We start from the raw sequence: 18,470 nt of genomic DNA on the forward strand, positions 1-18,470 counted from the left end.
AAACTGACACGCCGTGCCATTCGGGGGCCCCGGGCGCGCCCGTGCCCGGCTGCGGCAGGATGACGCCGTGACCGATCACGACCCCGCCGCCATGCGCCGCCAGTACCGCACCACGCTCCTGGACGAGGCGGACCTCGCCGCCACCCCCATGGCCCAGTTCGCGCGCTGGTTCAAGGAGGCCGTCACCGCCGGACTGCACGAGCCGAACGCGATGGTCGTCGCCACCGCGACGCCCGACGGCAGCCCCTCGACGCGCACGGTCCTGCTGAAGGCCTACGACGACCGGGGCTTCGTCTTCTACACCAACTACGCCTCCCGCAAGGCCCGCGAACTGGCCGCGAACCCACGGCTCTCGCTGCTCTTCCCCTGGCACCAGATCTCCCGCCAGGTCATCGTCACGGGCACCGCCGCACGCGTCCCGCGCGAGGAGACCGAGGCGTACTTCCGCACCCGCCCGCACGGCTCGCAGCTGGGCGCCTGGGCGAGCCCCCAGTCCGCCCCGATCGCCTCCCGCACGGAGCTGACGAGCCGTTACGAGGAGCTGGTGGCCCGCTACCCCGAGGGCACCGAGGTCCCGCTGCCGCCGGAGTGGGGCGGCTTCCGGATCGTCCCCCAGGCGGTGGAGTTCTGGCAGGGTCACGAGAACCGGCTGCACGACCGGCTGCGCTATGTGCCCGCGAGCCCGGAGTCCTGGCGGGTGGAGCGACTGGCGCCCTGAGCGCCCCGCCCCCCGGCACGCAGAAACCCGCGGGCTCGGGTTCCTCCGAAGAGGAGCCGGCCGGACGTACCGGCGAGCCTGCGGGTCGGTGACTGCTGGGAATTTCGGCCGGCGACGAGCCGGCACCACACAAAGTGTGCGACTGGCAGGCGCTAGCCCGCAGTCACCTCACGCGTCCGGTATCCATACATCTGCCGAACCACCTCCCTTCTCGTGTGCACCACACATTAGGAAGTCGCGCGGGACGCGACAACCGAATTATTCGGCGCGTTCCCCGGCCGACCGCTCGACGCAGAACTCGTTCCCCTCCGGGTCCGCGAGGGTGACCCAGCCGCGGCCGTCCGGGAGGCGGTGGTCGCCCACGAGGGTGGCGCCGAGGGTGCGCAGGCGGTCCACCTCCTCGTCGCGGGTGCGGTCCTGGGGCTGGAGGTCGAGGTGGACGCGGTTCTTCACGGACTTGGCGTCGGGGACCGTCACGAACAGGAGCGTGGCGCCCTCCGAGGTGACCAGGGCCTCCGGGTCGCCGGGGGAGTCCTCGTCGGAGACCTTCCCGTCGAGGGCCGCCGCCCAGAAGGTGGCCAGCGTGTAGGCGTCGGTGCAGTCGAACGTCGTATGACGTACAAGTGAGCTCATGGGCGTCACTATGTTCGAAGACGGCGGGGCGGGAAAGGCGTTTACGCGCGCGTGGGCGCTGTCGGGCGCGCGGGTCGAGCTGGAGCCGCTGCGGGCCGCGCACGCCGAGGAGATGGCCGAGGTGCTCGGCGACCCCGCGCTGCACCGATTCATCGGCGGCGCCCCGGACACCGCCGAAGGGCTGCGGGCGCGGTACGCGCGGCTGGCGGCCGGGTCGCCCGACCCGGCGGTGCACTGGCTCAACTGGGTCATCCGACTGCGCGGAGACCACCGGGCGGTGGGTACGGTCCAGGCCACTGTCACCGGCGCCACGGCGGAGGTCGCCTGGGTGGTGGGGACGCCCTGGCAGGGCCGGGGGCTCGCCCGGGAGGCCGCGCGGCTGCTCGTCGCGGGACTCGCCGCGCGCGGGGTGCGCCGCGTCGTCGCGCACATCCACCCCGATCACACCGCGTCCGCCGCCGTCGCGCGCGCCGCCGGGCTCACCCCGACCGACGTGTGGCAGGACGGCGAGGTGCGCTGGCGCGCGGAGCTCACCGGCTGAGAGCGGGGGAGGCGGCGCGAGCCGTCCGCGCCCGCCCCGGCGTCCCAAAACGATCCCTCCGCCCGGCCGATTTCGGCGAAGTCGCTGTGGGATGCGTCACGTTCCAGTTGAATGATCCGACGAGGGTCGGTGCGTCGGTGTGACGCGACGACACGTCCTGCAGGGGGTGCCAGGATGAGTGCTTCCCGGAGTGAGACCACCAACGCCCTCGGTCCCGACGAGCCGGACGGGGGCCACGACGACGTCCCCGGCGGTGTGCCGGTGCCCGAGCCCGAGCACGGCGGCGATCTGCTCGCGGCGCTGCTCGACGGCATGGACGCCGCGCTGTGCGCGTTCGACGCGGGCGGCGCGGTCACGCACTGGAACCGCGAGGCCGAGCGGATCCTCGGCTGGAGCGCCGAGGAGGCCGTCGGCCGCCAGGGCTTCGCCGGGTGGGCGGTACGGGCCGCCGACGCGGGCGAGGTGCAGGGCCGGCTGATGGCGGCGATGGACGCGCCGGGCCGCCAGGTGCACGAGTTCGCGCTGCTGAAGAAGGACGGCGGGCGCGTTCTCGTACGGACCCAGTCGGCCGGGGTGCGGGGCGCGGACGGCAAACCGGCGGGCGTGTACTGCGCGTTCAGCGAGGTGCACGCGCAGATCGACCTGGAGCGGTCGATCGCGCTCAGCGAGGCGCTCTTCGAGGACGGGTCCTGGGGCGTCGTGCTGGTGGACGTGGACCTGCGGCCCACGGTCGTCAACGCGTACGCGGCGCGGGCGCTCGGCACCGGGCGCACCACGCTGCTCGGGCGCCCGCTGGGCGAGCTGATCGTGCGGGGCGTGGAGGAGCTGGAGGGCGCGCTCCACCACGTACTGGCGGAGGGCGCGCCCACCTCGCCCGCCGAGCTGTGGGTGACGTTGCGCACCGCCGAGGGCGAGCGGCGGCGCTGCTGGCGCAGCGGCTTCCTGCGGCTGGCCTCGCCGCTGGCCGAGGAGCCGGTGCCGCTCGGCGTCGCCTGGCTCTTCCAGGACGTCACCGACGCGAAGCTGGCCGAACAGGACGCGGACCGGCTGCGGTTCCGCTGGAACCAGCTGTACCGGGCGGCGCGGACGGCCGCGGAGTGCGAGGACCCGGACGAGGCGGTGCTGGTCTACCTCGACTTCGCGCTCGCCGGGTTCGCGGAGCACGCGCTGCTGGATGTGGCGGTGGGCGAGCGCCTGGTGCGTACGGCGGCGTCGCCGGCCGGGACGCCCGGGCCGGTCGCGCCCGTGGCGGGCGGCGGGATCCCCGTGCGGTACGCGCCCGGTCACCCCGCGCTCCAGGCGGTCGACCGGATCGGGTCGGTGCGGGCGAGTGGGGCACAGGGGTGGGCGCAGGACCGGCAGTGGCCGCCGGAGGCTCGGCACGCGCTGTGCACGGTGCTGCGGAGCCGGGGGCGGACGCTGGGGGTTCTCACGTTTCTGCGCGGTGCGGGGCGTCCGGCGTTCGAGCGGTCCGACGCGGTGTTCGCGGAGAGTGTGGGGGGGCGGGTTGCGGCGGCGCTGGATCTGGCCCGAGCGCTTTCCCCCACCCCACCCGTTCCCTAAACCCTCCGGGGGTGGGTGGGGGTTCTCTCGCCCCGGCTGCTCGCGCAGTTCCCCGCGCCCCTGGAGGAACGGGCCTGCGGCCCTGTTCCCGGCTGCGTGTTTGTCTGCGGACCGGTGGCCGGTTGCTCGCGCAGTTCCCCGCGCCCCTAAAAGATCCGTGGCTGAGCGGGCTTCGCCGACTGCGGCGCACCCCCCAGGGGCGCGGGGAACTGCGCGAGAAGCGACCACGACCCGCAGACAGGAACGGGTTTAGGGGCGCGGGGAACTGCGCGAGAAGCGGCCACGGTCCGCAGATGAAAGAGGGTTTAGGGGCGCGGGGAACTGCGCGAGCAACCCACCACTCAGCCGCAGACGAGGACCGGGCCGATCAGGGGCGCGGGGAACTGCGCGAGCAACTGGCCACACACCCGCAGACAGCCCCGTAGCCGTTGCAATCGCCTCGTCGTGAACGCTACGGTGAGCCCCGCCCCCCGTAGTCAAGAAGAAGGCGGCCCCATGCCCGGCGGCAGGCTCACCCAGCAGGAGCGGCGGCAGATCGCCCTCGGGCTCGCCGACGACCTCGCGTACGCCGAGATCGCCCGGCGCCTGGGCCGCCCCACCTCCACCGTCACCCGCGAGGTGACCCGTAACGGCGGCCCCGCCGCCTACCGCGCCGACCAGGCCCACCGCGCCACCGAACACCGCGCCCACCGCCGCCGCCAGCCTGCCCCCCGGACCCCGCGGACGCCCCCGCAGGCGCACGGGCGCGACCCCGAGGCCGTACGGGCGTACGAGGAGGCGTTCACCACCCTCCTCATGCAGTCCGGTCTGCCCCGGATGATGGCGGGGGTGCTGACCTGCCTCTACACCTCCGACACCGGCAGCCTCACCGCGTCCGAGCTCGTACGCCGCCTCCAGGTCAGCCCCGCCTCCATCTCCAAGGCGATCACGTTCCTGGCCGGTCAGGGCCTCGTACGGCGAGAGCCCGGCGAGGGCCGCCGGGAGCGGTACGTCGTCGACGACGACGTCTGGTACCAGTCGATGATCGGCGCCGCCCGGTCCCACGCCCTGCTCGCGCAGACCGCGCGCGAGGGCGTCCAGGTGCTCGGCCGCGACACCCCGGCCGCCGCCCGCCTGGAGAACATCGCCCGCTTCGTGGACTTCGTGGGCGACAGCATCACCCGGGCCGCGGAGCAGGCGAGAGAGATCCTCTATACGAAGCCGGAGTCCCCCTAGGGGCGCGGCGCGCCCCGGGTACCCGCTCCCGGGTACCTGCTAGTGCCGGAAGAAGATTCGGTCCCCGTACTCCGCCAGCACCCGCCCGTTCCACTCGTGCCCCCCGTCCACGTTCCCCGACCGCAGCAGCGGCGGCTCGATGCCGCGCTCCGCCAGGGACTCCGCGGCGGCGGCCATCATCGCCTGCATCAGCGCGCTCGTGACCACCGTGGAGGCGGGCGCGAAGGGGGCCGGGACCGCCTCGTGGGTGAGTTCCGCGTCGCCGACCGCGATCTTGCTGTCGAGGACGATGTCGCAGTGGTCGCGCAGGAACGTGCCTGAGACGTGCCGCGACTTCGTGCTCTCGGTGTACGCCAGCGACGTCACGCCGATCACCTTCAGGCCCAGCGCCCGCGCGTTCATCGCCATCTCGACCGGCAGCGAGTTGCGCCCGGACAGGGAGACGATCACGAGGACGTCGCCGGGGCGGGCGGGGCTGGAGTCCAGGACCGCGCCCGCCAGGCCGTCCACCCGCTCCAGCGCGGAGCCCAGCGTCGCGGGCGTCACGTCCACCCCGACCGTGCCCGGCACCGCGAGGAGGTTCATCAGGGCGAGGCCGCCGGCCCGGTAGACCACGTCCTGGGCGGCCAGCGAGGAGTGCCCGGCGCCGAAGGCGAACAGCCGGCCGCCCGCCGCCACGGTGTCCGCGATCGCGGTGCCGGCGGCGGCGACGTTCGCGGCCTCCTCGTCCCGTACCCGCTGGAGCAGTCCGATGGCGGCTTCGAAGAACTGACCGGCCAGTTTGCTCTCGCTCATCGCCTGGGCCCTTTCCAAGGGAGTTCTCGGGGGAATGCTCGGGGGAGGGAATGTCCGCGCCGCCGCACACGTTGCGGTCTGGACCATTGCCCTGTCAATACGCCCGGTCGTGGCGGATCCCCCGCCCGTCGCCCGGGCCGGACCACGGGCCGCCCCCGGCCGGGGCACGGTTGTCAGTGGCATGCGTCAGAATTGAGCCAGGGCCAGCGCACGAGTGCTTTTAACATTCACAGCATCGAGGGGCACGTATGTCCGGACTGATCGACACGACGGAGATGTATCTCCGCACCATCCTCGAACTCGAGGAAGAGGGTGTGGTCCCCATGCGCGCCCGGATCGCGGAGCGACTCGACCAGAGCGGGCCGACCGTGAGCCAGACGGTCGCCCGCATGGAGCGCGACGGCCTGGTCCAGGTCGCGGGCGACCGGCATCTGGAGCTCACCGACGAGGGCCGCCGCCTGGCCACCCGCGTCATGCGCAAGCACCGGCTCGCCGAGTGCCTGCTCGTCGACGTGATCGGCCTGGAGTGGGAGCAGGTGCACGCCGAGGCCTGTCGCTGGGAGCACGTGATGAGCGAGGCGGTGGAGCGGCGCGTGCTCGAGCTGCTGCGCCACCCCACCGAGTCTCCGTACGGGAACCCGATCCCGGGCCTGGAGGAGCTGGGCGAGAAGGCCGAGGCCGACGCCTTCCTGGAGGACGGCATCATCAGCCTCAACGAGCTGGAGGCGACCGAGGACGGCATGACCGTGGTCGTGCGCCGGATCGGCGAGCCGATCCAGACGGACGCCCAGCTGATGTACACGCTGCGTCGCGCGGGCGTGCAGCCCGGCGCGGTGGTCAGCGTGACGCGGTCCCCGGGCGGCGTCCTGGTGGGCAGCAGCGGTGAGGCCGCCGAGCTCGGCGCGGACGTGGCCTCCCACGTCTTCGTGGCCAAGCGGTAGGGCGCGGCAGGTGGGGCGGGGCGGTGTCGCGCGGGTGCGCGGCGCCGCCCCGTTTCCTTTGGGGCGCAAGGGAGTTGAGTGGGTGGGCCGACCGCCCCAGCCGCCCCTTGATTCCGGTCGGATCGGCAGCGGGAGCGCGGTTCGCGTGCCACGCTGTCGGGTGAGGCATATGACCTGAAGGGCCCGGGAGCGAGGGGCCCGGGAGGGGAGGGTGGGGACCGTGCCGGGAGCCGTGCCCCGTGGAACCGCAGAGGGCCCCGACGCCCTGCGGCGCCGGGGCCTGCCCTCCCCGGTGCTGACCCGGAGCCCCGAGCTCTCGGGGTCAGCTCCCTCGGGCCGGCCGGTCGGTCCCACCGTGGCCGCCCGCCTCCCGCAGAAGATCTCCCCTCGGGGCGGCCCGTCAATCCTTGAGTCCGGTCACTCGAACGAGGGGTGTTGCGCGAGAGACGCGAGTTTTCGAATAGAGGTTCGATACCCTGCCGTGAACTGACCTCAGTGCTTCGGGGGCTGAAGGGGGTGCCAGGACACATGGTGCGACGCAGCGACGTGACGGGATCCGATGGCGTACGCCTCGCTGCCTGGGAGTTCGCGGACCCGCCCAAGGCCCGCCGGGAGGGCGCCCCGGCGCCGGGGGTGTTACTGCTCCACGGACTGATGGGCCGCGCCTCCCACTGGGCCCCCACCGCCCGCTGGCTCGCCGAGAAGCACCGCGCGGTCGCCCTCGACCAGCGCGGCCACGGCCGCAGCGACAAGCCCGCCGAGGGGCCCTTCACCCGCGAGGCCTATGTGGCGGACGCCGAGGCGGCCATCGAGCAGCTGGACCTGACCCCGGCCGTCCTCATCGGCCACTCCATGGGCGCCCTCACCGCCTGGCAGCTCGCCGCCCGCCGCCCCGACCTGGTGCGCGCCCTGGTGATCTGCGACATGCGCGCCTCGGCGCTGGGCGCGGCCTCCCAGCGCGAGTGGGAGGACTGGTTCAAGTCCTGGCCGGTCCCGTTCGCCACGCTCGCCGACGTACGGAAGTGGTTCGGCGAGGACGACCCCTGGGTCGAGCGGCCGAGCCCCGCGCGCGGCGAGTTCTTCGCCGAGGTGATGGCCGAGCGGGCCGACGGCTGGCGCCCGGTCTTCTCCCGCCGCCAGATGCTCAGGTCCCGGGCGACCTGGGTGTTCGACGCGCACTGGGAGGAGCTGGCCCAGGTCCGCTGCCCGGCGCTGGTGGTCCGCGGCCTCGACGGCGAGCTCGGCCGCGCCGAGGCCCAGGAGATGGTCCGCGTGCTCCCCCGCGGGAAGTACGCGGAGGTGGCCGACGCCGGTCACCTCGTCCACTACGACCAGCCGGAGGGCTGGCGGGCGGCCCTGGAGCCGTTCCTTCAGGACGCGGTGGGCTGAGGCCTGGCGGGCGCGGGCGGCGGGGGGACGGGCGCGGGCGTCGCCCAGGTCGGGTACTGGCCGCCGGGCTGCATGTTCTCGTACAGCTGGGAGACCGTCACCAGCGTGTAGCCCGCCTTGCGCAGCCCGGCGATGATGTCCGGCACGGCGGGCACGGTCCACGGCAGGACGTCGTGCAGCAGCACCACACCGCCCGGCAGGGCCCGCTCAAGGACCAGTTTCCGTACCAGCTCGGTGGTCGTGTTGTGGTAGTCCGTCGCCGTCACGTTCCACAGGATCTGGGCGAGCCCGAGCTCCCGGGCCACCCCCGTCACCCGGGCGTCGGTGAGGCCCTTGGGCGGCCGCATCAGGGTGGGCCGGACGCCGGTGAGCTCCTGGAGCACCGTCTGGGTGCGGCTGAGCTGGTCCCGCACCTCCGCCTCGGGCAGGCCGGTCAGGACCGGGTGCGTCCAGGTGTGGTTGCCGACGACATGGCCTTCGCGGGCGATCCTCCTCACGAGGTCGGGGTGGGTGTGCACGGGCTCGTTGCCGACCAGGAAGAACGTCGCCCGCACGTTCTCCCGGCGGAGTATGTCGAGCAGCTGCGCGGTGTACGGGCCGGGGCCGTCGTCGAAGGTCAGCGCGATGCACTTGACCCTGCGGCACAGCGGCGAGTACGGCAGCGCGCGGGGCCCCCGGCCGTCCTCCACGACGGCCGGCGGCGGGTGCTCGTCGCCCTCGTGCACCGGGTGTACGGGAGCGGTCCGGGGCACCTCGGCGGCCGGGGCGCCGGTGGCGCAGCCGACGCAGAACAGCAGGAGAGAGGCGGCCAGCCCGGCGGCCACGGACCTGAGCGTCACTCGATGTGCGGTCACACAAAAGATCTACCCATGCTCCGTCCGGCGCGCATGCGGGCGTCACCCGCAGGAGTGACGCCCGCCCGTACGGCCCTGGGATGCCGGGGGCTCAGCCCCGGCTGACCGCCGCGAGGATCTCCGGCAGCCGCCGGGCCGTGCGCGGCGCCGCCGCGCGCAGCCCGGCGTACGCGACGAGCAGCCCGTACACCGCCCCCAGCGGCAGCAGCAGCCACAGCGCGCCCTGCCGGTCCGAGACGTGCAGCCAGATCGCCAGGGCGATCAGCGGCGCGCAGAGCAGCCCGCTGGTGAGCATCCCGCCGAGGATCGCCAGCGACGCGATGCCGCCCTGGCCCGGCGCCACGTTCTTCCGGCTGTCCTGCGGGATCGAGTACGGGAACGTCGCCGAGGCGACCGCGCCCGTCGCCAGCATCGCGCCGAGCAGGGCGAGCGAGAGCCCCAACGCCTGCGGGAACGCGGACCAGTTGCCGACCAGCGCGGCCGTGACCACCGCGACCAGCACCGTGTACGGGGCCGTCACCAGCCCGATCGCGAACGCGCGGGCGCGCAGCTCCAGATAGGCGTCCCGGGGCGCGGAGATCGTCTGGACGACCATCCAGAACGCCGAGGTGTCCTGGCCGAACTGGTTGTACATCTGGGCGCCCAGCATGAACGCGCCGAACGAGGCGAAGTAGACCGTGCCGTTGCCCTGGAGGGCGTTGACGACCGGGACGATCAGACCGAGGGCGAGCGAGGTGATCCACGCCGCCTTGGTCTTGGGGTCGCGCCAGGCGTAGCGCAGGGTGCGCAGCATCACGGTGCCGGTGCGGCCCTCGGGCAGCAGCCCGGCCAGACCCGGCCGCTCGGCCTGCTTGCGGGCGGTCTCGGCGGGCCGCAGCGTCGAGCCGTCCGGGCTGGTCATCAGCCGTACCAGGGAGCGCTGCCAGGCGTACAGCAGGGCGGCCAGGGCCACGGCGGTGATCAGGAGCTGGACGGCGGCCCGCCCGTACGCGCCCTCGCTCGTCGCGTCGACCGCGCCGATCGCGGCGGCGGGCGGCAGCCAGCGCACCACGTCCCCGGCCGGGTCGAGCGCCGAGAGGCCGCCCGAGTCACCGAGCTTCTGCACCCCGAAGTTGACGAACTGGAAGCCGATGGCGATCACCAGGCCGCTGAGGACGGCGAGGTCGCGGCCCTTGCGGGAGGTGAGCAGCCGGGTGTTGGCGGTCGCCACCGTCCGCGCCAGCGCCACGCACACCAGGATCGTCAGCGGTACGGCGAGCACCGCGACCCCGGCCGCGGCGGCGCCGTGTGCCACCGCGAGCGCCGCGCCGAGCGTCAGACAGAGCGTGAACAGCGGTCCGATGCCGACCAGGGAGGCCGCGAGCAGCGCCACGATCAGCGAGCGCGGGCGCAGCGGCAGCATCACCAGCCGGGTCGCGTCCAGCGTCTCGTCGCCGCTGGGGAAGAACAGCGGCATCACCGTCCAGGCGAGCGCGAGGACGGCGGCGACCAGGACGGCCACCGTGCCCGCGTGGGCGTCGCCGCGCAGCGCCAGCAGCCCCAGGAGCTGGAGGGCGGCGAAGAGCAGGGCGAGCACGGCCGAGGTGATGTAGGCGGCCCGGCGCCCGCCGGACTGCCGCAGCCCGTTCCTGATCAGCGACAGCTTGAGGCGGACGAAGAGCGGCGTGAGCGAGGGCGCGCCCGGGGCGGCGGGCGTCGGGTGTGTGGTGCTCATCGGGCCGCACCGCCGCCGAGCCAGTCGAGGGTGTCGCCGGTGTCGTGGCCATGGGCGCCCACGAGTTCGAGGAAGGCGCTCTGGAGCGAGCTCGCGCTGCCCCGCACCTCGGCGAGCGTGCCCTGCGCGCGGATGCGCCCGGCGGCCATCACCGCGACCCAGTCGCACAGCGACTCCACCAGCTCCATGACGTGGCTGGAGAAGACGACGGTCGCGCCGGAGGCGGTGTAGCGCTCCAGGACGCGGCGGATCGTGGCGGCCGAGACCGGGTCGACGCCCTCGAACGGCTCGTCCAGGAAGAGCACTTCGGGGTTGTGCAGCAGCGCCGCGGCGAGCCCGATCTTCTTGCGCATACCGGTCGAGTAGTCCACGACGAGCTTGTGCTGGGAGCCCGCGAGGTCGAGGACGTCCAGGAGCTGGGTGGCCCGCTTGTCGACCTCGGCGCCGGGCAGCCCGCGCAGCCGGCCGGTGTAGGCGAGCAGTTCGCGGCCGGTCAGCCGCTCGAAGAGCCGCAGCCCCTCCGGCAGCACGCCGATGCGGGACTTCACCGCGACCGGGTCGCGCCATACGTCGTGGCCGCCGACCTCGACGGTGCCGCGGTCGGGGCGGAGCAGCCCGGTGACCATCGACAGGGTGGTGGTCTTGCCCGCCCCGTTCGGCCCGACCAGGCCGATGAACTTGCCCGCCGGAAGCTCCAGATCGATCCCGGCGACGGCGATCTGGTCGCCGAAGCGCTTCCACAGATCGCTGACCCGGACGGCGGGCGGCAGGTCCCGGGCCCCGCCCGAGGGATCCGGTGCCGCCTCGGCGGTGCCGCCGTCGAATGTCTGGTCCGGCATGGTGGTGCGCCTTTCGTCCCCGTCCGTACGTCTGTTCCGTACGTCCTCGGGGACAGCCTACGAGCGGCGCCCCCGGGCGGCGGCGGCCTCGCGTCCGCAGGCGTACGCGAGGGGGCTGATCAGCTCCTCCGCGTCGGGCAGCCAGCGGTTGGCGGGGGTGGGGCGGCGGGCCCACTGCACCGCGCCGTGGCCGCCGATCCGGGTCGGCGGGGCGGCCACGTAGTCCCCCTCGCCACGGGTGATCAGGTCGATCGAGGCGGCCGTCCAGCCCAGCTTGCGCACCAGGTCGGGGACCTTGGCACCGGCGCCGGGCAGCACGAAGAACAGCATCCGGCGGGCCGGGGTGCAGGTGACCGGGCCGAGGGTGAGCTCCATGCGCTCCATCCGGGCGAGCGCCAGGAAGCCGGCCGACTCGGGGACGTCGATCGCGTCGAAGGTGCGGCCGGTGGGCAGCAGGATCGACGCCTTCGGCTGCTTCGACCACAGACGGCGGGCGGCGACCGCGCTCCCCGTGGCCTGGGTCGCCCAGTCCGGCCGGGACGGGTGCGCCCCCGGCGAGGGGCAGGCGGCGTCGCCGCACGAGCAGTGCTCCACGCCCTCGGCCGCCTCCAGCCAGGTGCCGGGGAACACGTCCCAGTGCCGCTCTTCCGCGTACCGCACCGCGCTGTCGAGGAGCTGGTCACCGCGCTGCTTGGGAATCTGAGCGGCTTCCGTGCCTGTGATGGTCTCTTCCACGCAGAACTCAACTCCCGCCACCACCTCGGGTTACGGGCGCGCGGCGGGCGGCGCAGGAGCATCGATCCTGCATCCGGGGCGCATGGGTGCATGGACGGGGGCGCGCGTGCGGCCGCGCCCTTCGTTGCGGGTAACCACAAGCGGGGGGCTCAGAGGAACCAGGACAATGCGCGCGTTCGTTCGACATCACCCATGACCGTCACTCATCCGATGAACGGCGCATTCTCTCCATCGCGCGCTTTTCTGCGTTCCCTTCACTTCCTTCGCATTCTCTGCCTTTTCGCAGGGCAGTGATCACAGGAGTGATCAACTGCCGCATCAGGGGGTTCACATGGCAGCCAGGCCTCTAGTCGCCCGCCAGCCCAATGAACGGCTGCAGGCGCTCATCCAGGAAGCCGGGTGCTCCAACGCGGGTCTAGCCCGGCGCGTCAACATGGTCGGCGCCGAACGCGGCCTCGACCTTCGGTACGACAAGACATCCGTGGCGCGCTGGCTGCGGGGCCAGCAGCCCAGGGGACGGGCGCCGGGCATCATCGCGGAGGCGCTGGGGCGCAAGCTCGGGCGGACCGTGACGATCGACGAGATCGGCATGGCGAACGGCAAGAACCTGGCGTCGGGGGTGGGGCTCCAGTTCTCGCCCACCGTCCTCGGCGCGATCGAGCAGGTCTGCGAGCTGTGGCGCAGCGACGTGGGCCGCCGCGACTTCCTGACCGGCTCCACGGTCGCCGCCTCCGCGCTGGTCGAGCCGAGCCGGGACTGGCTGATCACCGGTGCGGACGCGCAGGTCGCGCGGAACGCCGGGCAGCGGGTCGGGGTCGCGGACGTGGACGCGGTGCGGGCGATGACGGACGCGCTGGTGGAGCTCGACCACCGGTTCGGGTCGGGGCACGTGCGTCCGGTCGTCGTGCACTACCTCAACAGCGTGGTGTCCGGGCTGCTGGCCGGCTCGTACCGGGAGACGGTCGGGCGCCAGCTGTTCGCGGCGGTGGCGCGGCTCACGGAGCTCGCGGGCTACATGGCGGTCGACACCGGCCAGCCCGGGCTCGCCCAGCGCTACTACATCCAGGCGCTGCGGCTCGCCCAGGCGGCGGGCGACCGGGGGTACGGCGGGTATGTGCTGGCCGCCTCCATGAGCCACCTCGCCGCCCAGCTCGGCAACCCGCGCGAGATCGCGCAGCTGGCGCGGGCCGCGCAGGAGGGGTCGCGGGGGCGCGTGACGCCGCGCGCGGAGGCGATGTTCTTCGCGGCGGAGGCGCGGGGGCACGCGCTGCTCGGGGACGCGCGTACGTGCCAGACGGTGGCGGGGCGGGCGCTGGCCGCGATGGAGGCGGCGTCCTCGGACTCCGGCGACGACCCGTCGTGGATCGCGCACTTCGACCACGCGTACCTCGCGGACGAACTCGCGCACTGCCACCGGGATCTGGGGCAGCCCGAGGCGGCGGCGCGGCGCGCGGAGGAGTCCCTGGCCGGCCACCCCGAGACACGCGCCCGGCGCCGGGCGATCGGGCTGATCCTGCTGGCCACGGCGCAGGTGCAGCAGCGGGAGGTGGAGCTGGCCTGTGCCACGGGGACGCGGGCGGTGGATCTGCTGGCCACGCTCCGTACGAACCGGGGGGCGGACTATCTGGACGACCTCCAGCAGCGGCTGGAGCCGTACGCGGACGAGCCATCGGTACGAGAGTTCGGCGCCCGCCTGGAGTTGCAGGCGGCCTGAGCCCCCACCCCGCCCCTTCCCTGAACCCTCCGGGGGTGGGTGGGGGTGGAGGTGGCTCTCCCGGGGCTACGCCCCGGACCCCGGGACGTTCGTTCGTCTGCAGACCGTCCCCAACTGGTCGCGCAGTTCCCCGCGCCCCTGAAGGGCTGTGGCTGAGCTGGGTTCTCCGGCTGGCCCCGACCCCCTAGGGGCGCGGGGAACTGCGCGAGCAACCGGCCACTCACCCGCAGACGTAGACCGGGCACAACAGGGGCGCGGGGAACTGCGCGACCAGCCCACCACCGGGTCGCAGGTGGGCGGGGTCTGGGGGCTGGCCCCCAGATGGGGTTACGCGAAGACCACCGTGCGGCGGCCGTTCAGCAGGATCCTCCGCTCCGCATGCCACTTCACCGCCCGCGCCAGCGCCTGGCACTCCACGTCGCGGCCGACCGCCACCAGCTGGTCGGGGGTGACCTCGTGGCCCACCCGCTCGACCTCCTGCTCGATGATCGGGCCCTCGTCCAGGTCCGCCGTGACGTAGTGCGCGGTCGCACCGATCAGCTTCACACCCCGCGCGTGCGCCTGGTGGTACGGCTTCGCGCCCTTGAAGCTCGGCAGGAAGGAGTGGTGGATGTTGATGATCCGGCCGCTCAGCTGCTTGCAGAGGTCGTCGGAGAGGACCTGCATATAGCGGGCGAGCACGACGAGCTCGACGCCCTCCTCCCGTACCAGCGCCAGCAGCTCCGCCTCCGCCGCCGCCTTCGTCTCCTTCGTCACGGGGATGTGGCGGAAGGGAATGCCGTACGAGCCCACCAGCTCCTCGAAGTCCGTGTGGTTGGAGACGACCGCCGCGATCTCCACCGGCAGCGCGCCGATCTTCGAGCGGAAGAGCAGGTCGTTGAGGCAGTGCCCGAACTTCGACACCATCAGCACGATCCGCATCCGCTCGTCCGCGCGGTGGATCTGCCAGTCCATCTGGAAGGAGTCGCCCACGGCCGCGAAGCTGGCCCGCAGCTTGTCCACCGTGACCGGCGCCTCGGCCGAGAAGTGCACGCGCATGAAGAAGAGACCGGTGTCGCGGTCTCCGAACTGCTGACTGTCCTCGATATTGCAGCCGGTGATGAAGAGATAGCTCGACACGGCGTGCACGATGCCCTGTTTGTCCGGGCAGGAGAGCGTGAGGACGTACTGGTCAGTCATCCAGGCAGGATGTCACAGACCGGCGCCCCGTCCCCGCCCCCGCTCAGGATGCGGACCCTCACGCCGAGCGCGTCAGGATGCTCAGGACCTCGAGGGAGCGCGGCTGCGCGTCCGGGTCGTCCCCGTCGTTCGCCGCCAGCCGTACGTGCGCCTCGCGCGCCGCCCGTACCGCCTCCGGCCACCCGTGGTGGGCCAGGAACGCCGAGACCGGGGCGTCCGCGCCGACCTGGTGCATGATCCGCAGCACCCGCAGCACCGCCACGTCCACCAACGCGGCCTCGCCGGAGTCCCGGAAGACCGTGCCCACGTACTTCTCGGCGGACCAGTTGTCCAGCCAGGTGTCCTCCACCAGCCGGTAGACGGCGTCGGTGATGTCGCCGTACCCTTCCCGCCCGGCCAGCCACACCTCCTGCTGGAAGACGTCGTCGGAGAGCATGTGCAGCGCGGACCGCACGTTCGCGCGCCAGCGCCACCACGGCATGTCATTCAACGGCATGCCGCCCATGGTGGAGGAGCGACGGCCGCGACGGGAAGAGCTGGCTGAACCTTGCTGCACGCGTTCGATCGTACGTTCACTTTCCCCCGGGCCCCAGGCGACCCCGTAATTCACCCGCACGTCACCCAGTGTTGGGAAGTGCTCACTCTGCCGTTACCCATGAGGCGGAATTGTGCAGGGACATGACCGGATGGCGCAGCTCCCCCTCCTCCCGCCCCTTCCCCTCGCTGGTGACCGCGCTGGTCGCCGCGTGTACGGCGGTCGGAGCCTCGCTGGTGACCGGCTGTGGCGTGCTCCCTGGGACCACGGGGGGATCCAGGGAGTCCGTCACGGTCATGACCTGGGCGCCGGACAGCACCCGGGCGACCAATATGCCCGGAATGCCGTCCATGGCACAGGCGTACGCGCGCTGGGTCAACGCGCACGGCGGCATCGACGGGCACAAGCTCCAGGTCCTCACCTGCAACGAGCACAACACCGCCACCGGCGCCGCCGAGTGCGCCCGCCGGGCGGTCAAGGAGAACGCGGTCGCCGTCGTCGGCTCCTACAGCCAGTACGGCCGCGCCTTCATGGCCCCCCTGGAGGCCGCCGGGATCCCGTACATAGGCGGATACGGCGTCTCCGACGAGGAGTTCACCAGCGCGCTCTCCTACCCCGTCAACGGCGGCCAGGCCACTTTGCTGGCCGGCACCGGAAAGCAGCTCGCGGTGTGGTGCGAGAAGGTCTCGCTGGTACGGCCGGACACCGTCTCCGGTGACATCCTGCCCCTGCTGCTCAACTCCGGCCTGGCCGCCGGCCACCGCAAGCCGTCCGCCGACATCCGCACCACCGAGGACGCGGGCGACTACACCCCGCAGGCCCAGGAGGCGCTCGTACGGGCCGGGGCGGATCCCGAACTGCCCGGGAGGATCGGCAGGAAGGCGGCGGCGGAGCGGGCCCGCAAGGGGTGCGTGACCGCCGTCCTGGGCGATCGCACCGAGACCTTCTTCGACTCCTTCCGGCGCGTCGAGAGCGACGGCCAGAAGGTGCAGATCGCCTCGGTGCTCGGCTCGGTCGGACAGCCGCTGGTCAACCGCACCGGCGGCGCGGACGGCCCGTTCGAGGGCGCGTACATCACCGGCTGGTACCCGGAGGCCGGCGACCGGCGCTGGGAGCCGATGAAGCAGGTCATCCGGGAGCAGGCGTTCCGGGACGACACCATCGACGCGGCGGACGCGGGCGTCCAGACGACCTGGATCGCGTACTCCGTGCTGCACAAGGTCGTCGAGTCGCTCGGCCAGAACGACGTGGCCGCGCACGACCTCGTCCGCGCGCTCAACAAGGGCGTCAGCGTGGAGACGGGCGGGCTCACACCGACGCTGCGGTGGAAGTTCGAGGACATGCTGGCCTCGCCGGACTTCCCCCGCATCGTCAATCGCCAGGTGACCTTCCAGGTGGTCAAGGACGGGCGGCTGACGGCCGCGCAGCGCGGCTTCACGGATGTGAGCGCGACGCTGGCGGACGCGTCGGCGCTGGGCTGACGCGGGCGCCGCTCAGAGCTGGGCGGAGGACCGCTTGGTCAGCCCGTACTTGCCCGCGATGGCGTTCCACAGCCCCGCCGCCTGCTTCTTGGCGAGCGTCGCCTCGCCGCTGGCGCGGTCGCCCTGGGCGGCCTCGGGCGTACGGCGGGCGTGGCCGTGCTTGCAGCCCTTGTCCTTGCCGGACTGGTCGGCCCAGGCGGCGTAGTGGTTGTCGGCGGACGCGGACGCCTGCCACGCCTTGGTGAGCTCCGCGGTGAGCCTGGCGTTGTTCGGCAGCTTGTCCACGGCGACCTTCTGGAGCCGGGTGACCAGCTCGCCGCGCTGGCGGGCGGCGTCGCGCAGGGACGAGGCGGCGGCGTCCAGCTTGTCGCAGCCGCGGATGTCGGCGACGGCGCCGATGACGGCGTCCCGGCTGTTGTTGCTGTCGGCGAGCAGCTTGTCGAGCTCGACGGCCTGCGCCTTGGCGGGGTCGGCGGCGGGCGTCTGGTCGCCGCCGCCGGTGGTGGGCGTGGTCGCGGCGATGGGCGCGTTGTCGTCCTTCTTGTCGCCGCTGCCGGTGCCGCTGATCAGATACCCGGCCCCGAGCCCGACGACGGCGAGGCCGACGCCGACGGCGGCGATCAGGCCGAGCCGGGAGCGGCGCGGCGGCTCGTCGTCGTAGTCGTCGTACGGGGCCTGCTGCGGGTGCTGCGGCGGCGGGGCCTGCGGGGTCTGCATCTGGACCTGCACGGGCGGGGCCGTGGAGAACCGGGGCACCGGCTGGCCGCCGCCCCCGTCGGTCCTGAACAGGCTGTCGAACTCGGCGGGCGGCTGCCGCTCCTCGGGCGCGCCCGGCCGTATGCCGTACGGGGCGTCCTGCGGGGCCTGCCGCGCGGCGGCCTGCGGGGCGGCCGGGACCGGCGGCAGGAACTGGGTGGGCTCGGCGCCGCCGGGGGTCTCCGGGGGGAGGGCGCCCGGGGGCGCGGCCGGCACGGGCGCGATGAACTGGGTGGCGTCGGAGGCGCCGGGCGGGACCGGGGCGATGTACTGGGTCGCGTCGGACGTGCCCGGCGGCACCGGCGCGATGTACTGCGTCGCGTCGTCGGTGGTGAGGTACTGCGTCTCCTCGACGCCGGGCTCCGTCGCCGGTACGGGAGCGATGTACTGCGTGGCGTCGCCGCTCTCGGCGGGCAGCGGCTGTCCGCCCCAGGCGGGCGCCTGCTGCTGCGGCGGGCCCCACGGCTGCCCCCAGGGCTGCGCGGCGGGGGGCTGTCCGCCGGGCGGCGGCCAGGGGGCGGATCCGTCGGCGGGCAGCACGACGCCCTCGTGTGCGGGCCGTACAGCGGGCAGCTGCGGCTCGTCACCCTGTCGGCTCTGCGTCACCGGGACTCCTACGCGTGGGACTACGGAATCGTCGAACCACGCTACCGGGTCGGGTGTCGGAGGTGCCACGCCCCCTGGCAGGGCTGGGGTTCACTGCCTGGGCTTCGCCCCGGGCCCCTTGCGCCTGCGGCGTGCAGCCGGGGGCTTCGCCCCGGGGACCTCGCTCGGCTGCGGGCCGGTGGCCGGTCGCTCGCGCAGTTCCCCGCGCCCCTGGGCAGTCAGGGGGCGCGGGGAGACTGCGCGACCAGCCCAGCACGGTCCG

At 73.4% G+C, this 18,470-nt stretch carries 17 protein-coding genes; 8 read left to right on the plus strand and 9 right to left on the minus strand.

The window, feature by feature from the left end; genetic code table 11:
* The first annotated feature begins 91 nt into the window (after window positions 1–91).
* Window positions 92–718, plus strand: a complete 627-nt coding sequence (pdxH, locus tag ABD236_RS33460) for a pyridoxamine 5'-phosphate oxidase (protein ID WP_344081027.1) — start codon at window positions 92–94, stop codon at window positions 716–718.
* Between the two features lie 258 nt (window positions 719–976).
* Here the strand turns inward: pdxH and ABD236_RS33465 are convergent, their stop codons facing one another.
* Window positions 977–1,351, minus strand: coding sequence for a VOC family protein (locus ABD236_RS33465; protein WP_344080948.1), 375 nt, complete (start codon window positions 1,349–1,351; stop codon window positions 977–979).
* Window positions 1,352–1,361: 10 nt separating this feature from the next.
* Between ABD236_RS33465 and ABD236_RS33470 the strand changes: the two genes are divergently transcribed.
* The 3 genes from ABD236_RS33470 to ABD236_RS33480 all read left to right on the plus strand — a co-directional run bounded on the left by ABD236_RS33470 (window position 1,362) and on the right by ABD236_RS33480 (window position 4,670).
* A complete protein-coding gene (locus ABD236_RS33470) occupies window positions 1,362–1,892 on the plus strand; it encodes a GNAT family N-acetyltransferase (protein WP_344081034.1) in 531 nt (176 codons plus the stop codon).
* Window positions 1,893–2,066: 174 nt separating this feature from the next.
* The gene (locus ABD236_RS33475; RefSeq protein ID WP_344080951.1) at window positions 2,067–3,455 is read left to right on the plus strand and encodes a PAS domain-containing protein; all 1,389 of its coding nucleotides are present in this window, start codon (window positions 2,067–2,069) and stop codon (window positions 3,453–3,455) included.
* A gap of 495 nt (window positions 3,456–3,950) precedes the next feature.
* Window positions 3,951–4,670, plus strand: coding sequence for a GbsR/MarR family transcriptional regulator (locus ABD236_RS33480; RefSeq protein WP_344080954.1), 720 nt, complete (start codon window positions 3,951–3,953; stop codon window positions 4,668–4,670).
* Between the two features lie 39 nt (window positions 4,671–4,709).
* Here the strand turns inward: ABD236_RS33480 and ABD236_RS33485 are convergent, their stop codons facing one another.
* Window positions 4,710–5,465, minus strand: coding sequence for an SIS domain-containing protein (locus ABD236_RS33485; RefSeq protein ID WP_344080957.1), 756 nt, complete (start codon window positions 5,463–5,465; stop codon window positions 4,710–4,712).
* Window positions 5,466–5,713: 248 nt separating this feature from the next.
* On the opposite strand from ABD236_RS33485, the gene ABD236_RS33490 reads away from it, so the two are divergent.
* On the plus strand, window positions 5,714–6,406 hold the full coding sequence (locus ABD236_RS33490; RefSeq protein ID WP_344080960.1) for an iron-dependent transcriptional repressor DtxR: 693 nt from the start codon (window positions 5,714–5,716) through the stop codon (window positions 6,404–6,406).
* 528 nt (window positions 6,407–6,934) lie between these two features.
* The gene (locus ABD236_RS33495) at window positions 6,935–7,795 is read left to right on the plus strand and encodes an alpha/beta fold hydrolase (protein ID WP_344080962.1); all 861 of its coding nucleotides are present in this window, start codon (window positions 6,935–6,937) and stop codon (window positions 7,793–7,795) included.
* On the opposite strand, the gene ABD236_RS33500 is transcribed toward ABD236_RS33495, so the two are convergent.
* The 4 genes from ABD236_RS33500 to ABD236_RS33515 all read right to left on the minus strand — a co-directional run bounded on the left by ABD236_RS33500 (window position 7,777) and on the right by ABD236_RS33515 (window position 11,937).
* The gene (locus tag ABD236_RS33500) at window positions 7,777–8,649 is read right to left on the minus strand and encodes a polysaccharide deacetylase family protein (protein WP_344080965.1); all 873 of its coding nucleotides are present in this window, start codon (window positions 8,647–8,649) and stop codon (window positions 7,777–7,779) included. The genes ABD236_RS33495 and ABD236_RS33500 overlap by 19 nt on opposite strands.
* 91 nt (window positions 8,650–8,740) lie before the next feature.
* Window positions 8,741–10,363: a transporter gene (locus ABD236_RS33505; RefSeq protein WP_344080968.1), complete on the minus strand. Its 1,623-nt coding sequence runs from the start codon at window positions 10,361–10,363 to the stop codon at window positions 8,741–8,743.
* Entirely contained in the window at window positions 10,360–11,202 is an 843-nt protein-coding gene (locus ABD236_RS33510; RefSeq protein WP_344080971.1) for an ABC transporter ATP-binding protein, read from the minus strand. Before ABD236_RS33510 ends, ABD236_RS33505 begins: the two co-directional genes overlap by 4 nt.
* Window positions 11,203–11,259: 57 nt before the next feature.
* On the minus strand, window positions 11,260–11,937 hold the full coding sequence (locus ABD236_RS33515; RefSeq protein ID WP_344080974.1) for a bifunctional DNA primase/polymerase: 678 nt from the start codon (window positions 11,935–11,937) through the stop codon (window positions 11,260–11,262).
* Between the two features lie 331 nt (window positions 11,938–12,268).
* On the opposite strand from ABD236_RS33515, the gene ABD236_RS33520 reads away from it, so the two are divergent.
* The gene (locus ABD236_RS33520; protein ID WP_344080977.1) at window positions 12,269–13,651 is read left to right on the plus strand and encodes an NsdA family TPR-like regulatory protein; all 1,383 of its coding nucleotides are present in this window, start codon (window positions 12,269–12,271) and stop codon (window positions 13,649–13,651) included.
* 327 nt (window positions 13,652–13,978) lie between these two features.
* On the opposite strand, the gene purU is transcribed toward ABD236_RS33520, so the two are convergent.
* A complete protein-coding gene (gene purU / locus ABD236_RS33525) occupies window positions 13,979–14,830 on the minus strand; it encodes a formyltetrahydrofolate deformylase (RefSeq protein WP_344080980.1) in 852 nt (283 codons plus the stop codon).
* A gap of 58 nt (window positions 14,831–14,888) precedes the next feature.
* Window positions 14,889–15,335, minus strand: coding sequence for an SCO4402 family protein (locus ABD236_RS33530; protein ID WP_344081044.1), 447 nt, complete (start codon window positions 15,333–15,335; stop codon window positions 14,889–14,891).
* Window positions 15,336–15,508: 173 nt separating this feature from the next.
* Here ABD236_RS33530 and ABD236_RS33535 point away from each other — a divergent pair, with 173 nt between their 5' ends.
* Window positions 15,509–16,846: an ABC transporter substrate-binding protein gene (locus tag ABD236_RS33535; protein ID WP_344080983.1), complete on the plus strand. Its 1,338-nt coding sequence runs from the start codon at window positions 15,509–15,511 to the stop codon at window positions 16,844–16,846.
* 12 nt (window positions 16,847–16,858) lie between these two features.
* Here ABD236_RS33535 and ABD236_RS33540 read toward each other — a convergent pair whose 3' ends face one another.
* Complete coding sequence (locus tag ABD236_RS33540) at window positions 16,859–18,208, minus strand: hypothetical protein (protein WP_344080986.1); 1,350 nt, start codon at window positions 18,206–18,208, stop codon at window positions 16,859–16,861.
* Between the last annotated feature and the right edge of the window lie 262 nt (window positions 18,209–18,470).

The organism is Streptomyces crystallinus (assembly GCF_039521265.1).
Taxonomy (GTDB): Bacteria; Actinomycetota; Actinomycetes; order Streptomycetales; family Streptomycetaceae; genus Streptomyces; species Streptomyces crystallinus.

Bases quoted from the DNA above. Each gene is read 5' to 3' on its own strand.
- ABD236_RS33510 (WP_344080971.1), bottom strand. From the start codon at position 11,202: ATGCCGGACCAGACATTCGACGGCGGCACCGCCGAGGCGGCACCGGAT.
- ABD236_RS33470 (WP_344081034.1), top strand. From the start codon at position 1,362: ATGTTCGAAGACGGCGGGGCGGGAAAGGCGTTTACGCGCGCGTGGGCG.
- ABD236_RS33530 (WP_344081044.1), bottom strand. From the start codon at position 15,335: ATGGGCGGCATGCCGTTGAATGACATGCCGTGGTGGCGCTGGCGCGCG.
- ABD236_RS33520 (WP_344080977.1), top strand. From the start codon at position 12,269: ATGGCAGCCAGGCCTCTAGTCGCCCGCCAGCCCAATGAACGGCTGCAG.
- purU (WP_344080980.1), bottom strand. From the start codon at position 14,830: ATGACTGACCAGTACGTCCTCACGCTCTCCTGCCCGGACAAACAGGGC.
- ABD236_RS33490 (WP_344080960.1), top strand. From the start codon at position 5,714: ATGTCCGGACTGATCGACACGACGGAGATGTATCTCCGCACCATCCTC.
- ABD236_RS33480 (WP_344080954.1), top strand. From the start codon at position 3,951: ATGCCCGGCGGCAGGCTCACCCAGCAGGAGCGGCGGCAGATCGCCCTC.
- ABD236_RS33535 (WP_344080983.1), top strand. From the start codon at position 15,509: ATGACCGGATGGCGCAGCTCCCCCTCCTCCCGCCCCTTCCCCTCGCTG.
- ABD236_RS33495 (WP_344080962.1), top strand. From the start codon at position 6,935: ATGGTGCGACGCAGCGACGTGACGGGATCCGATGGCGTACGCCTCGCT.
- ABD236_RS33465 (WP_344080948.1), bottom strand. From the start codon at position 1,351: ATGAGCTCACTTGTACGTCATACGACGTTCGACTGCACCGACGCCTAC.
- ABD236_RS33485 (WP_344080957.1), bottom strand. From the start codon at position 5,465: ATGAGCGAGAGCAAACTGGCCGGTCAGTTCTTCGAAGCCGCCATCGGA.
- ABD236_RS33475 (WP_344080951.1), top strand. From the start codon at position 2,067: ATGAGTGCTTCCCGGAGTGAGACCACCAACGCCCTCGGTCCCGACGAG.
- ABD236_RS33505 (WP_344080968.1), bottom strand. From the start codon at position 10,363: ATGAGCACCACACACCCGACGCCCGCCGCCCCGGGCGCGCCCTCGCTC.
- pdxH (WP_344081027.1), top strand. From the start codon at position 92: ATGCGCCGCCAGTACCGCACCACGCTCCTGGACGAGGCGGACCTCGCC.